This is a genomic window from Nocardia sp. CY41, assembly GCF_009829325.1.
Lineage (GTDB): Bacteria > Actinomycetota > Actinomycetes > Mycobacteriales > Mycobacteriaceae > Nocardia.
This window is the reverse complement of record NZ_VUOS01000012.1, coordinates 1-13,576: the sequence shown is the minus strand read 5'-3', so window position 1 is coordinate 13,576 and position 13,576 is coordinate 1. Positions and strand designations below refer to the sequence as shown.

Sequence of the window (13,576 nt, the reverse complement as noted above, 5' to 3'; positions counted from 1 at the left end):
TTCGCCGGGCACGCGTTCAGGCCGTCCGGGTATGGTCGGGCGGGAAAATTCCACGACCAACGGGGGCTCGCACCAGCGGGCTGAGAGGACGGCTAGCCGAAAGGCGTCAGGGCCGTCGACCGTATGAACCTGACCGGGTAATGCCGGCGTAGGGAGGAAAGAATGGCACCCGACGGCGTCTCCGCACCTGTCGACAGCGTCACCACCGGCCCCATCGAGGGCAGCGTCAAGCACTATCTCGAGGTCGAGGACCTGCGCATTCCGGTGCGCCGGATCAATCTGACCAACGGGGAGCATTTCGACGTCTACGACACGTCCGGCCCGTATACCGACGAGACGGCGACGATCGATCTCGAAGGCGGTCTACCGAAGCTGCGCGACACCTGGACCAGACCGGAAGGAAAGGGCCCGCGCACCCAGCTCGCCTGGGCCCGCGAAGGCATCGTCACGCCCGAGATGCGGTTCATCGCCGCGCGCGAAGGCGTCTCGCCGGAATCGGTGCGCGAGGAGGTGGCCGCGGGCCGTGCGGTCATCCCGGCCAACCACAAGCATCCAGAACTCGAGCCGACCATCATCGGCAAGAAGTTCCTGGTCAAGATCAACGCGAACATCGGGAACTCGGCCGTCTCCTCCTCGATCGCCGAAGAGGTGGAGAAGATGGTGTGGGCGACCCGCTGGGGCGCGGACACCATCATGGACCTGTCCACCGGCAAGAACATCCACGAGACCCGTGAGTGGATTCTGCGCAACTCCCCCGTCCCCGTCGGCACCGTGCCGATCTACCAGGCGCTGGAGAAGGTGAACGGTGACCCCACCGCGCTCACTTGGGAGATCTACCGCGACACCGTGATCGAGCAGTGCGAGCAGGGCGTGGATTACATGACCGTGCACGCGGGCGTGCTGCTGCGCTACGTCCCGCTGACCGCCAAGCGGGTGACGGGCATCGTCTCGCGCGGCGGATCGATCATGGCCGCTTGGTGCCTGGCGCACCACCGGGAATCGTTCCTCTACACGCACTTCGAAGAACTCTGCGAGATCCTGGCGCGCTACGACGTCACCTTCTCTCTGGGTGACGGCCTGCGGCCCGGCTCCATCGCCGACGCCAACGACGAGGCGCAGTTCGCCGAGCTGCGCACCCTGGGCGAGCTGACCAAGATCGCCAAATCGCATGGCGTGCAGGTCATGATCGAGGGTCCCGGCCACGTGCCGATGCACAAGATCGTGGAGAACGTGCGGCTCGAGGAGGAGCTGTGCGAGGAGGCGCCGTTCTACACCCTCGGCCCGCTCGCCACCGACATCGCGCCCGCCTACGACCACATCACCTCCGCGATCGGCGCCGCCATCATCGCGCAGGCGGGCACCGCCATGCTGTGTTACGTCACGCCGAAGGAACACCTCGGCCTGCCCAACCGCGACGACGTGAAAGTCGGCGTGATCACCTACAAGATCGCCGCGCACGCCGCCGACCTCGCCAAGGGCCATCCGCACGCGCAACAGCGGGACGACGCGCTGTCGAAGGCCCGTTTCGAGTTCCGCTGGCGCGACCAGTTCGCGCTGTCGCTGGACCCGGACACCGCGCGCGAATACCACGACGAGACACTGCCCGCCGAACCCGCCAAGACGGCGCACTTCTGCTCCATGTGCGGCCCCAAGTTCTGCTCGATGCGGATCTCGGCGGACGTGCGCGAGTACGCCGAGCGTCAGGGTCTGAACGAAGTCGAGGCGCTGGAAGCCGGAATGGCGGAGAAGTCCGCCGAGTTCGCCAGCAAGGGCAACGCCGTCTACCTGCCCGTCGTCTCGTAACGACCACCCGCCGCCCGCCGCATCCCGAGGATGTGACGGGCGGCGGGACGGTGGTTCAGGCGGTAGGACTCCCGGAGAACCGCGACGCGGCTGATGGGTTCCACCGCTACCTCGGTGAGGTCTTCCGGCGCACGTTCGAGGGCCCTGACACAACGTGCCCGGCTACGACGAGCGGTGCGCGAGCCGGAGCCCCACTCCCGCCGATCAGTCGTACAGGGCGTGGCCAGCGCGATGGGGACACCGCTGTAGCGGGTTTTCGGAAGCGCTGGGTTACGCCGAGCGTGATGATCGCAGGACATCGATCCGAGGAGAATCATGCGACGACATGTGGGGCGGGCCTTGTTGGCCGCCGCGGGGCTGCTCAATACCGCGCCTGCGATCGGCGCGATCGCACCGCAGGGAATGTACGCGGCCTACGGCATAGCTGCGGCAGACCGCGATCTCGAGGTGGTGCTGCGGCATCGGGCCGTGCTGTTCGCGGTCGTCGGCATCGGTTTGCTGCTGACAATCCTTCGTCCCGCGCTGCGTCCGATCGCGGTGTGCGCCAATGCGATCAGCTTCGGCGGCTTTCTCGTCCTGGTGATCGCCGGAGGTCCGGTCGGCCCGGGATTGATGCGCGTCGCGGCATTCGACATCGTGGGACTGGTCGCACTCGGCGTCGGAGTCGCGTGCCTGCGGGATGAGCGCGCTGGCGAGCGAAGCGCATGCCCACCCGCTGCCGCTTGACATGGGAGACGCGCCACCACCGCAGGACACCACACCGCGGTGCTCCCCACCGGACTTGGAAACACGGTCAGCGCACCGTCTGCTCGATCAGGCGGCGGGCCGCGCGATCGGTGCGCTCGACCTCGCCGGTGATCAACCGATCCTGCAAGATGCCGCGTAGGCCCGAGACGAGCAGAGTCGCGACGACTTCGGGGTCATCGATCGTCCGGAGGTTGCGCAGCCCGTCGGCCAGCGCCGACACGAAGACGGCGATGGCCGAGGTGGCGTAGTCGCTGTACGGACTCCGCGGGGCGCAGGCCGCGCCGAGGACCTGGAGCATCACCCGAACGCTCGTGCGGCCGTCGCCCGAGGCGTTGGCGGTCCAGAAGCTCCACAGCCGGTCGCGCAGCTCGGACGCGTCAGCGATGTCGGCGAAGACGGCGGCGATGTCGGGCCGCTGCGTCGCCAGCGCTTGGACCAGCAGCTCCTCTTTGGTCGTGAAGTAGTAGATCAGCATGCGCGAGCTGGTGCCGAGCTCGGCGGCCAGCGGGCGCAGCGACAGGTCCGCGAGGCCGTGCTCGGCGATGTAGCGCACGACGGCGGCGAGCAGTTCGGCGCGTTTGGCGTGGTCGAGGGGGCGGGCCATGAGTTGACTGTAGCGATTGGTACAGGTATTCATGACATCGTGACTGTAACAATCGCTTCAGAAACTCGGGATTCGGTCGTGGTCACCGGATACGCGGCGACCACGTCGCTGGCCGACGACATGGACACCACCTGGTCCCGATTGCTGGCGGGGCACAGCGGCATCGGCGCGCTCGCCGACGATTTCGTGGCCGAGTACGACCTGCCGGTCCGCATCGGCGGCAAACTGAAGTCACACCCGAGCGCCGAGCTGACCCGGGTCGAACAGCGCAGGCACTCCTACGTCGAGCAGATGGCGCTGGTGCTCGGCCGCCGGGTGTGGCGTTCGGCGGGCGCGCCCGAGGTGGACGGCGACCGGCTGGCGGTGGCCATCGGCACCGGGCTCGGCGGCGGTGACGCGCTGATCGCCGCGGTCGACGCGATGCGTGCCGGCGGCTACCGCAAGGTGTCGCCGATGTCGGTGCCGATGGTGATGCCGAACGGTCCCGCCGCCACCGTGGGACTCGAAATCGGGGCGAGAGCAGGCGTTTTCGCACCGGTCTCGGCGTGCTCCTCGGGTTCGGAGGCGATCGCGCACGCCTGGCGGCTGATCACCACCGGCGAGGCGGACGTGGTGGTGGCCGGTGGCGTCGAGGGACACATCGACGCCGTACCCATCGCGAGCTTCGCCATGATGCGAGCCATGAGCACCCGCAACGACGACCCGGAACGCGCGTCGCGCCCGTTCGACCGCGACCGTGACGGGTTCGTCTTCGGCGAGGCGGGCGCGCTGCTGGTGCTGGAATCCGAGCGGCACGCGCGCGGACGGGGCGCCACCGTGCAGGGGCGGGTGCTCGGCGCGGGCATCACCTCCGACGCCTACCACATCGTCGCCTCCGAACCGGAGGGCATCGGCGCGGCCCGCGCGATGCGCAAGGCCGTCGAGACCGCGGGTCTGCGGGCTTCCGATATCCAGCATGTGAACGCGCACGCCACGTCGACGTCCATCGGCGACGCCTCGGAGGCCAACGCGATCGCCTCCGTCGTGCCCGACGCCTCGGTCTACGCGCCGAAATCCGCGCTGGGGCATTCGATCGGCGCGGTCGGCGCGCTGGAATCGCTGGTCACCATGCTCACCCTGCGCGATCAGGTCGTCCCGCCCACCCTGAATCTCGACAACCCCGATCCCTCGATCGACCTCGACATCGTCGCGGGCGCGCCGCGTACTCAGCGCATCGACTTCGCGCTGAACAATTCGTTCGGCTTCGGCGGGCACAACGTCGCGCTGGCGTTCGGCCGGGTCTGACGGCGGAGGACCGCACCGGCCGAGCTAACGTCGTGGGACAACCGACCACTTGGCCCGAGGGACGGACATCGACGTGAGCGAGCGAGCGAGCGAGGACACCGCGTGCGGTCGCGCACGAGCGTGGGCGGAGAACAGTCGTGAGTGACGCCTTCTATCTCCCCGACCCCGACCAGCCGGACCGCTATCTTTCCACCGAGCTGACCCGCGGCCCCTGGTCGCCGGACGCCCAGCACGCGGGTCCGCCCTCGGCGCTGCTCGGTCACGTGATCGAGCGGTGCGAGCCGCGTCCGGGGTTCCAGGTCGGCCGGGTGGCGGTCGAGATTCTCGGCCCGGTGCCGCTGGCGCCGCTGACGGCGGCGGCGCGCGTCGTCCGCCCCGGCCGCAGCGTCGAACTCATCGAGGCGACGCTGTCCACCGAGCGCGGGCCGGTGATGCGGGCGAATGCCTGGAGGTTCAAGCTGTCCGAACCGGAATTGCCGCTGCCGGAACGCTTCTTGCCGACCGGTACCCGCCCCGGCCCGGAGCAGGCGGAGGCGCCCGAGCCGTTCCCGTCGACCCAGCCGATCGGCTTCCACACCGCCATCGATTACCGCTTCGTCAGCGGGTCCTTCGCCGAACCCGGGCCGGCGATCTGCTGGATCCGGATCAAGCACCCGATCGTGGCGGGCACCGAACCGAGCCCGCTGGAGCGCACTCTCGCGGCCGCGGATTCCGGAAACGGCGTCAGCGCGATCCTGGACTGGCAAAAGTTCCTGTTCATCAACACCGACCTGACGGTCACCCTGCACCGCCAACCCGCGGGCGAATGGGTCTGCCTCGACGCCGTCACCTACCCCCAACCCCATGGCATAGGTATGGCCGAATCGGCGCTCTACGACGAAAAGGGCCCCTTGGGCCGCAGCACGCAAACCCTCTTCCTCGGCACCCGATAACCGAGGCAGACCCACTCGGCGTTCGTCGCCGACGCGCTCACGGACGGGTGTCATCCGCACACCCTCGAAGCTCGTTTCAGCGCACCGAGGAACTGCAGACAGTCGCCACCATGCCCGGCATGCTGCGTCAGGATGATCCTCGCGACATCGAGAGAGACTTCACCTGGCTGTTCGCTGCAGACACGGTGACGGATTCGAACAATATCCGCGCTGACCGGCTGAGTCATCGCCCCCTCCGCTGTGCACGTTCGTCGGGGACGATGTGCCCGGCATCAACCAATGTCCAGTACGCATATGCCTTGTCCGGGCAGGAATCGATGCTGCAACGGACGTGGCTCTGCATGGTCGCATGCGCGTGCTCGATGTCGATACGATCGAGGATGTCGGTAACCGGTACTGCCCATTCCGGTAGTGCATCTTCTCGATCGAGTAGATACGGAAGCACATAAAAGGTGGCGACGGCCAGCAGCGCCAGCGCGACGGCAACGACTCCTGCGGTGACGATCTGAACCATGCGGTGAAGTGTCGGCAGCACACGAGTCTGTTCGCGCCGCCACCGATGCATCACCTTGATCAGCTGAGCCAGCTCGGGTATCTTCTGTGTCTCATCTCCCCTTTGTCAACGCCCGACAGGTGGTGTATCCGTGGGGACCGTACTGAAAGCTCTACTGCAACAACGCCATCTCCAAACCGTTTCCGCCTTCAACCGCGAATACGACCGAATTGCCGGCGAATACGAGCCCGAACTTGTCGGTGCCGGACCCAAGAAGGCGCAGTTCTACCGGTGGCTCTCCGGAGAGCTCACCGGCCTGCCGTACCCTCACCACCGCCGGATCCTGGAAGCCATGTTCCCTGGCCGGTCGGCCGACGAGCTGTTCGAGTACTGCGCGGATCCCAGCCATATCCGATCGACACATGAAATCCGGACCCCGAGGGGGCCTTTCGATAAGACGATGGCCGATGTCGAGGCGGTCTTCGCGAACAGAACCGACTTTTTGCAGGCGGTACCACCACGGAAGCTTTTCGAAGGTGCTCGGCGGATCGATATGGCGGGCCTGTCGTTGAATCTACTGTGCCAGCAGTACTCGGATACCGATCTCGTGAAGCTGCTCGAATCAGGCACTACTCTTCGGTGCCTTTTCCTCGACCCGAGCGGCACCCACATCCGGACACGGGAGACCGAGGAGGGTCACGCACCCGGCGTGCTGTCGAGCCTTACCGAACTCAATATGAAGTGCTTGGTTCGAGCGCAGAAGAAATACGCCGAACAGCGGAAGAACATCATCCAGATCCGCACCTACGATGAGACCGTGCGCTTCAATATCACCCTGGTCGATTCCACGGTATGCGTCATTCAGCCATATCTGCCGAGAGCCCGTGGAGTCGAATCGCCAACGCTGGTCGCCCGCAAGTCGGAGCGAGCGGGGGTATTCGACACCTTCTCCGAAGTCTTCGAGACGATGTGGTCCAGTGCCCGGGAGGTGTCGCCGTTATGACACCGAGTCGGGATAAGTTACTGGAAATCGCCCGTTCGGCTGTTGAGCAGGGTGCTGAACTTCTCCACACCGCCGATCGAGGGACGATCCGCACCAAGGGCGATCGAGACTACGTGACCGGCCTGGACCAGCGAATCCAAGACGACATCAGACGGTATCTGGCCGATGCGACACCCGAGTGCGGCTTTCTCGGTGAGGAACTCGATGACGGTTCGCTCGATCAAAACGCGCGGTACATGTGGGTTCTGGATCCGATCGACGGAACGTCCAACTTCATTCACGGGTTGCCGCTCTGCGCCGTATCGCTGGCTCTGGTGCATAATGACGAACCGGTGATCGGGGTCATCGGCGCACCGTTCCTGGGCCTGGAGTACTACGCCGCTGCTGAGCGCGGCGCGTGGAGAAATGACATCCCGATCCGAACCAGTGACACCCAAACGCTCGGTCAGGCAATTGTTTCCATAGGCGACTATGCGGTCGGGCAAGAGGCGGAGCTGAAGAACGAGCGCCGCATCGCTCTCACCGCCGCGCTGGCTGCAACCGTCGAGCGGGTACGAATGTTCGGATCCGCCGCCCTCGATCTCGCGTGGGTTGCCGAGGGTCGAACCGACGCCTGCGTCATGCTTTCCAACAAGCCGTGGGATACAGCTGCCGGTGTGCTCATCGCCCGCGAGGCGGGCGCTGTCGTCCTCGACTCGGCCTCCCGCCGGCACAGCCTCGACTCTTCCGACACAATCGCCGCCTGCCCCTCCATCGCCGACCAACTGATGAGCTTGGTCAACGAATCCATCCGCTGCCCCAGGGCGACCTAGGCCGGGATTCGAACCACTGGTTGCGACCCGTAGTTCAAAGCACCTGCGACTCGCCTTTGAGAGCTGCCCTGGATATCGGCTGATATCAGGACAGCCCAGTGCCTACCCACGCGTCCCTGGCCTGATCAGATACCGGCTGCGCGAGAGGGCATGATTGCGACCGCGATCCCGTTACCAATGGGGTAGGTGTGCCGTTCACGCCAACGGTCGGAGTCGAGGAAGATGTCGAGCCGGGTGATGAGGGCATCGGATCCGGTTGTGGGATCCGCCTCCATCGTTGTCATGGGTAGCAGGTAGGTCGGTGCGGTAGTCGGCTCGTCCGGCTTCCACCGGAACGCGATCACTACCGCTGTTCGCATGCACGTGACAGACACATCGGCCAAGTGGATCCACGGCGTGCGCCCGCCGGTGGGGCTGCCTGGTGGTGGTGCATACCAGCCCGCCGCAGAGGCTTCCTCAACCGCACCGGCCGTTGGGGATGGCATCGCAGCTGCTTCCCGCAGATAGTTTCCAACGCCTGAGCGATCCCCTGCACCCATGCCGGCGAATCCTCGGGTCGCGGTGACATCAGCCCAGGGCCTCAAGGGCGGGTCGAGATCTGCTGGACGCCCCAGCCGTTGCCGTCGGGGTCGGTGAAGAAGAAGAAACCGACGTTGTCCAGGGGGTCGGGCATGGGGGTGGGGTTTTCGCCGAGGACCTGGATTTCGGTGACCTCGACGCCACGTGAGGTCAGTTCCTCATGGGCCTTGCGCAGATCGTTGACCACGAGTTGCAGGCCCTGCTGGGAGCCGGGGGGCATGTCGGGTACCGCGCCCTTGCCGATCACGATCGAGCAGCCGGAGCCCGGCGGGGTGAGTTGCACGATGCGGACGTTGTCATCGATCTCGGTGTCATGGTCTACGGCGAAGCCCAGCTTTTCGGCGTAGAACTGCTTCGCGCGGTCGATATCGGACACGGGCACGATCACGACCTCGAGCGTCCAGTTCACGGTGCTTCCTTTCGGCAGACTGCGGTATTCGTATCAATGCGGACGGGTTACGCCGGGGAAATTCATCGGCGCGCTAGCGCCGCACCCAGCGCCAGGCGAACTCGTCCGGCGCGGGCGGAGGTCCCGGGAGCTCACCGTCCGCGCTCATTCCGGCCAGCAGCATGGCGAGTACCCGGCGGCGCAGCTGGGCGGTGCGCTCCGGGCTGGGCAGCGTGATGGCCGCGCAGGATTCCAAGATCAGGCCGAGGTCCTGCGGTGTGACGTCCGGGCGCAGCTTGCCGGAGGCGTGCGCGCGGCGCACGATCTCCTCGGTCGCTTCGCCGGAGCGGGTGACGTCGGGCAGCATCGATTCGTCAGGGGTGAAGGTGCCGGCGAGATGCACGGTGAGCGAGTGCACGTCGGCGTCGACCACCCGCTCCAGGAAGCCGACCAAGGCGCGCCAGCCGTCCGGTTCTTCCAGCGCCGCTTCGGCTTCCGCGTTGTACCGGCGCAGACCGTCGTGGCAGAGCGTGCGTAGCAGCGCTTCCTTGCTCGGATAACGCCGGTAGAGCGCGCTGATCCCGACGCCGGCGCGTTCGGCGACGGCGGAGATCGGGGCCGTGGCGTCGGCGAGGAACACCGCGCGGGCCGCCTCCAGGATCAAGCCGTCGTTGCGGGCGGCCTGCGCCTTGCGGCCGGGCAGGCCCTTCTGAGCTGGGGCATCGGATGTCTTCGGCATACTCCGAGGATAGCACTTGAACGGAATGATCCGTTCTGTTACTGTTCAAACAGAACAGAGCATTCCGTTTCAAAGGAGCGAGCACATGACCGCCATCACCCCCTTCCGTATCGACATCGACCAGGCCGACCTGGACGACCTGCGTGATCGCCTCGCCCGCACCCGCTGGGCGGAGCAGATCCCCGGCTCGGGCGACACCTACGGGGTGAGCGTCGATCGGGTGCGCCACCTGGTCGGGTACTGGCGCGACGGGTTCGACTGGCGCGCGGTCGAGCAGGCACTGAACGCGTACCCGCAGTTCACCACCGAGATCGACGGCCAGAACATCCACTTCCTGCACGTGAAGTCCGCTCGGGAGGACGCGTTCCCGCTGATCCTCACGCACGGCTGGCCGGGCACTTTCGTCGAATTCGTCGGCGTCATCGAGCCGCTCACCGCGGCCGGGTTCGATCTGGTGATCCCGTCGGTGCCCGGTTACGGGTTCTCCGGCCCCACCACCGAGGCGGGCTGGAACGACACGCGGATCGCCCGCGCCTGGGCGGAGCTGATGCGGCGGCTGGGCTACACCCGCTACGGCGCGGTGGGCAACGACGGCGGAGCGCAGATCTCCCCCGAACTCGGGCGGGTGGCTCCGGAGAACGTGGTGGGAGTGCACGTCTCGCAGGTGTATTCGTTCCCCTCCGGCGATCCGGCGGAGCTGGCCGACCTCGACGAGGACGAGCAGCAGTCGCTGGCCACCCTGGACTGGTTCGTGAAGAACAAGATGGGCTTCAACGTGCTGCAATCGCAGCAGCCGCAGACGCTGGCGCACGCGATCACCGATTCGCCCACCGGGCTGGTCGGCTGGAACGGCCAGCTGCTCGGCCCGGATCTGGACGACGACTTCGTGCTGACCAACATCGCGATCCACTGGCTCACCGGCACCGCGGGCTCGGCGATCCGGCACTACTTCGAGAAGGACAAGGCCGAGCACCCCACCGCGCCGAGCACGGTCCCGCTCGCGCTGTGCGGCTCCACCGGCGATTTCCACGGCATCCGCCGCTTCGCCGAGCGCGACCACAACATCGTGTCGTGGCGCACGCACGACGTGTTCACCCACTACCTGCACCACGTGGCGCCCGCGCTCATGGCGGAGGAGATCACGAAGTTCTTCGGCTCGCTGCGCTGAGACAGTCTCTTATGGCATCGAGACTCACGGCCATGGTTCGTCTCGTTCTCCGCTGATGTACTTAATCCACCAAGAGCACAACAGCTTTCGAACCAGAGGAGAAACCATGAAGATCGCGGTCTTCGGAGCCACCGGTACGGTCGGTCGTCTCGTCGTCGAGCGGGCGCTGCGGGAGGGGCACGAGGTGACGGCCTTCACCCGCAGCGCCGCGGGCGTCACGCAGCGGCACGAGCGGCTGCGCGTCGTGGAAGGCGATGTGCTGGATACGCATTCGGTGCAGCGCGCGGTGGACGGGCAGGACGCGGTGCTGATCTCGCTCGGCAACGGCCGCAAGGGCGTGGTCCGCGCGGAAGGCACCAAGGCGATCATCGCCGCGATGCAGCGCACGGGTGTCGAGCGGCTGATCTGCCAGACGACGCTCGGCGTGGGCGACAGCCGGGGCAACCTGAACTTCCTGTGGAAGTACGTGATGTTCGGGCTGCTGCTGCGGCCGGCCTACGCCGACCACGTCCAGCAGGAGAAGTACGTCCAGGCCTGCGATCTGGACTGGACGATCGTGCGGCCGAGCGCCTTCACCGACGGACCGGCCACCGGCAGTTACCGGCGCGGGTTCCCGGCGAGCGAGCGCGGCCTCACCCTGAAGATCGCCCGCGCCGACATCGCCGATTTCATGGTCGAGCAACTGACCGACACCACTTACCTTCGCCAGGCGCCCGGCATCTCGAACTGAGCGCGTCATGCGGCGGCACGTAAGCGGCCCACGCGCCGGAGTCCCGGAGCGTGGGCGGTCGTGGTCTCAGGCGTGCTCGTGCAGTTCGCCCCAGGCCGGGAAGGGATCGGAATACGCCGCCCACGCGCCCGGCCCCTCGGCGAACTCCGTGTCGGTAAGCAGCGCGCCGTCCAGCAACGCGCGCACATTGTCGCAATCCAGCTTTACTCCGATGAACACGATCTCCTGCCCGGGCGGCACCTCGAGCGACGACCACCAGGCAGCCGGTTCGAAAACCAGGTTCGGCCCCGCTTGCGACCACACCGCGGCCAGCGTCGAACGACTCGCGATCCAGCAGAACCCCTTGCTGCGCAGCAGCCCCCGCAACTGTTCCAGCGCGGCGGACAGACGCAGCGGATGGAACGGCCGATCGGCGGTGTAGGTGAGACTGCGAATGCCGTACTCCTCGGTCTCCGGCGTGTGCCCGCCCGCGAGTTCCTCCGCCCAGCCCTCGGCCTCGGCGGCGACCAGCGGGTTGTAGCGGCCGGTGTCGAGCACCTCGCGCAGGTCGACCACACCGTTGCTGGTGCGCAGCACGTGCGCGCGTGGATTGAGCCTGCGCACCGTCGCCTCCACCGCCCCTACCGCGGCCGCGCCGACCAAGTCGGTCTTGTTGACCAGCACGACGTCGGCGAACTCGACCTGATCCACCAGCAAGTCGGCGATGGTGCGCGCGTCGCCCTCGCCCGCTTGCAGGTTCCGCTCGGCCAGCGCCTGCCCCCGCGCCACCTCGGCCAGGAAGGTAGAGGCGTCGACCACGGTCACCATGGTGTCCAGCCGGGCGACATCGCCGAGCCGGAAGCCGTCCTCGAACTCCCAGTCGAACGTCGCGGCCACCGGCATCGGCTCGGAGATGCCGGTCGATTCGATCACCAGCTGATCGAACCGCCCCTCGCGCGCCAGCCGCGCCACGGCTTCGATCAGATCCTCGCGCAGCGTGCAGCAGATGCAGCCGTTGGTCAGCTCGACCAGCTTCTCCTGGGTGCGATCCAGGTGGCCCTGTCCCGCGACCAGCGCGGCGTCGATGTTGACCTCGCTCATGTCGTTGACGATGACCGCCACCCGGCGGCCCTCCCGGTTGGCGAGGATGTGGTTGAGCAGCGTCGTCTTGCCCGCACCGAGGAAGCCGGACAGCACGGTGACGGGAAGCAGATCGGAGTCCATGCATTAATGATAACGATTTTCATTTGCTTAATGCAGGCGGGTGCCCGTTGCCCGAATCGCGCGAACCGGATCGCCGTAGGGTTTGTGTCGTGAAATTGCTGCCATTGCCCGCCGAGGGGCAGACCCCCGTCCGGGCGCTCACCATTGCCGGTACCGATTCCGGCGGAGGCGCCGGAATCCAAGCCGATACCCGCACCATGACCCTGTGCGGCGTGCACGCCCTGGTGGCCGTCGCGGCGGTGACCGTGCAGAACACGGTGGGCGTCAGCGGATTTCACGAGATTCCGCCGCAGGTCGTGGCCGATCAGGTGCGCTCGGTCGCCGGGGACATCGGCGTCGGCGCCGCGAAGACCGGCATGCTGGCCTCCACCGCGATCATCGAGGCGGTGGCGGCGGTGTGCCGGGAGGTCGGCATCGGCCGCGACGGCGATGTCCCGCTGGTCGTCGATCCGGTCGCGGCCTCGATGCACGGCGATCCGCTGCTGCACGCCGAGGCGCTCGACGCGCTGCGCTCGACGCTGATTCCGCTCGCGACGGTGGTGACGCCGAACCTGGACGAGGTCCGGTTGCTCACGGGGATCGACGTCGAGGACGACGATTCGGCGCGGCGCGCCGCCGAGGCGCTGCACAAGCTGGGGCCTCGGTGGGCGATCGTCAAGGGCGGGCATCTGCGTTCCTCCGAGTACAGCACGGATCTGTTGTTCGACGGCGAGCAGTTCCTCGAGTTCACCGCACCGCGCATCGCCACCGGCAACGACCACGGCGGCGGCGACACGCTGGCCGCCGCGATCGCCTGCGCGTTGGCGCACGGCTATTCGGTGCCCGAAGCGGTCGAGTTCGCCAAGGAGTGGACCTATCGCTGCCTGGCCGCGTCCTACGATCTCGGCGCGGGCCACGGGCCGGTGTCGCCGCTGTGGCGCTTGCATGGGAGCTGAGCGGCAGCCGCCCGGCACACGCCATTTCTTGATGCTCCTATTTGTGTCAAGTCATGCTGCGGCGAGCCATGCGCGATAGCGTTGGGCGAGTTCGTAGTCGGGGTAGGTGCCTAGTTCGGTGCGGCAGATTTTGGTGACGTAGGTGCCCATTGCGGT

General features: G+C 66.9%; 15 protein-coding genes. 9 read left to right on the top strand and 6 right to left on the bottom strand.

Going from position 1 to position 13,576, the window contains the following annotated elements:
- Positions 1–162 precede the first annotated feature (162 nt).
- On the top strand, positions 163–1,803 hold the full coding sequence (thiC, locus tag GVY64_RS13725) for a phosphomethylpyrimidine synthase ThiC (protein ID WP_159841305.1): 1,641 nt from the start codon (positions 163–165) through the stop codon (positions 1,801–1,803).
- Positions 1,804–2,118: 315 nt separating this feature from the next.
- A complete protein-coding gene (locus GVY64_RS13720; protein WP_159841303.1) occupies positions 2,119–2,529 on the top strand; it encodes a hypothetical protein in 411 nt (136 codons plus the stop codon).
- A 67-nt stretch (positions 2,530–2,596) separates the two neighbouring features.
- Here GVY64_RS13720 and GVY64_RS13715 read toward each other — a convergent pair whose 3' ends face one another.
- Complete coding sequence (locus tag GVY64_RS13715; RefSeq protein WP_159841301.1) at positions 2,597–3,154, bottom strand: TetR/AcrR family transcriptional regulator; 558 nt, start codon at positions 3,152–3,154, stop codon at positions 2,597–2,599.
- Between the two features lie 39 nt (positions 3,155–3,193).
- On the opposite strand from GVY64_RS13715, the gene GVY64_RS13710 reads away from it, so the two are divergent.
- Entirely contained in the window at positions 3,194–4,438 is a 1,245-nt protein-coding gene (locus GVY64_RS13710; RefSeq protein ID WP_159841299.1) for a KasA/KasB family beta-ketoacyl-ACP synthase, read from the top strand.
- 137 nt (positions 4,439–4,575) lie between these two features.
- Positions 4,576–5,370 carry a thioesterase family protein gene (locus tag GVY64_RS13705; protein WP_159841297.1) on the top strand — a complete coding sequence of 265 codons (795 nt, stop codon included), beginning with the start codon at positions 4,576–4,578 and terminating at the stop codon, positions 5,368–5,370.
- A 223-nt stretch (positions 5,371–5,593) separates the two neighbouring features.
- Here GVY64_RS13705 and GVY64_RS13700 read toward each other — a convergent pair whose 3' ends face one another.
- Positions 5,594–5,884, bottom strand: a complete 291-nt coding sequence (locus tag GVY64_RS13700; protein ID WP_159841295.1) for a hypothetical protein — start codon at positions 5,882–5,884, stop codon at positions 5,594–5,596.
- A 130-nt stretch (positions 5,885–6,014) separates the two neighbouring features.
- Between GVY64_RS13700 and GVY64_RS13695 the strand changes: the two genes are divergently transcribed.
- Both GVY64_RS13695 and GVY64_RS13690 read left to right on the top strand, forming a co-directional pair.
- Positions 6,015–6,866 (top strand): DUF5919 domain-containing protein, encoded by an 852-nt coding sequence (locus tag GVY64_RS13695; RefSeq protein WP_159841293.1) that lies wholly within the window; start codon positions 6,015–6,017, stop codon positions 6,864–6,866.
- On the top strand, positions 6,863–7,678 hold the full coding sequence (locus tag GVY64_RS13690; protein ID WP_159841291.1) for an inositol monophosphatase family protein: 816 nt from the start codon (positions 6,863–6,865) through the stop codon (positions 7,676–7,678). Before GVY64_RS13695 ends, GVY64_RS13690 begins: the two co-directional genes overlap by 4 nt.
- Positions 7,679–7,803: 125 nt before the next feature.
- Here the strand turns inward: GVY64_RS13690 and GVY64_RS13685 are convergent, their stop codons facing one another.
- The 3 genes from GVY64_RS13685 to GVY64_RS13675 form a co-directional block, all read right to left on the bottom strand.
- On the bottom strand, positions 7,804–8,037 hold the full coding sequence (locus GVY64_RS13685; protein WP_159841289.1) for a hypothetical protein: 234 nt from the start codon (positions 8,035–8,037) through the stop codon (positions 7,804–7,806).
- Positions 8,038–8,258: 221 nt separating this feature from the next.
- Positions 8,259–8,666 (bottom strand): VOC family protein, encoded by a 408-nt coding sequence (locus tag GVY64_RS13680; RefSeq protein WP_159841287.1) that lies wholly within the window; start codon positions 8,664–8,666, stop codon positions 8,259–8,261.
- 73 nt (positions 8,667–8,739) lie between these two features.
- A complete protein-coding gene (locus tag GVY64_RS13675; protein WP_159841285.1) occupies positions 8,740–9,384 on the bottom strand; it encodes a TetR/AcrR family transcriptional regulator in 645 nt (214 codons plus the stop codon).
- 85 nt (positions 9,385–9,469) lie between these two features.
- Here GVY64_RS13675 and GVY64_RS13670 point away from each other — a divergent pair, with 85 nt between their 5' ends.
- The gene (locus tag GVY64_RS13670) at positions 9,470–10,552 is read left to right on the top strand and encodes an epoxide hydrolase family protein (RefSeq protein WP_159841283.1); all 1,083 of its coding nucleotides are present in this window, start codon (positions 9,470–9,472) and stop codon (positions 10,550–10,552) included.
- Positions 10,553–10,658: 106 nt separating this feature from the next.
- Positions 10,659–11,282, top strand: a complete 624-nt coding sequence (locus GVY64_RS13665) for an NAD(P)-dependent oxidoreductase (RefSeq protein ID WP_159841281.1) — start codon at positions 10,659–10,661, stop codon at positions 11,280–11,282.
- Positions 11,283–11,348: 66 nt separating this feature from the next.
- On the opposite strand, the gene GVY64_RS13660 is transcribed toward GVY64_RS13665, so the two are convergent.
- Positions 11,349–12,485, bottom strand: a complete 1,137-nt coding sequence (locus GVY64_RS13660; protein ID WP_159841279.1) for a GTP-binding protein — start codon at positions 12,483–12,485, stop codon at positions 11,349–11,351.
- A gap of 89 nt (positions 12,486–12,574) precedes the next feature.
- On the opposite strand from GVY64_RS13660, the gene thiD reads away from it, so the two are divergent.
- Positions 12,575–13,420, top strand: a complete 846-nt coding sequence (thiD, locus tag GVY64_RS13655; protein ID WP_159841277.1) for a bifunctional hydroxymethylpyrimidine kinase/phosphomethylpyrimidine kinase — start codon at positions 12,575–12,577, stop codon at positions 13,418–13,420.
- Positions 13,421–13,576 lie beyond the last annotated feature (156 nt).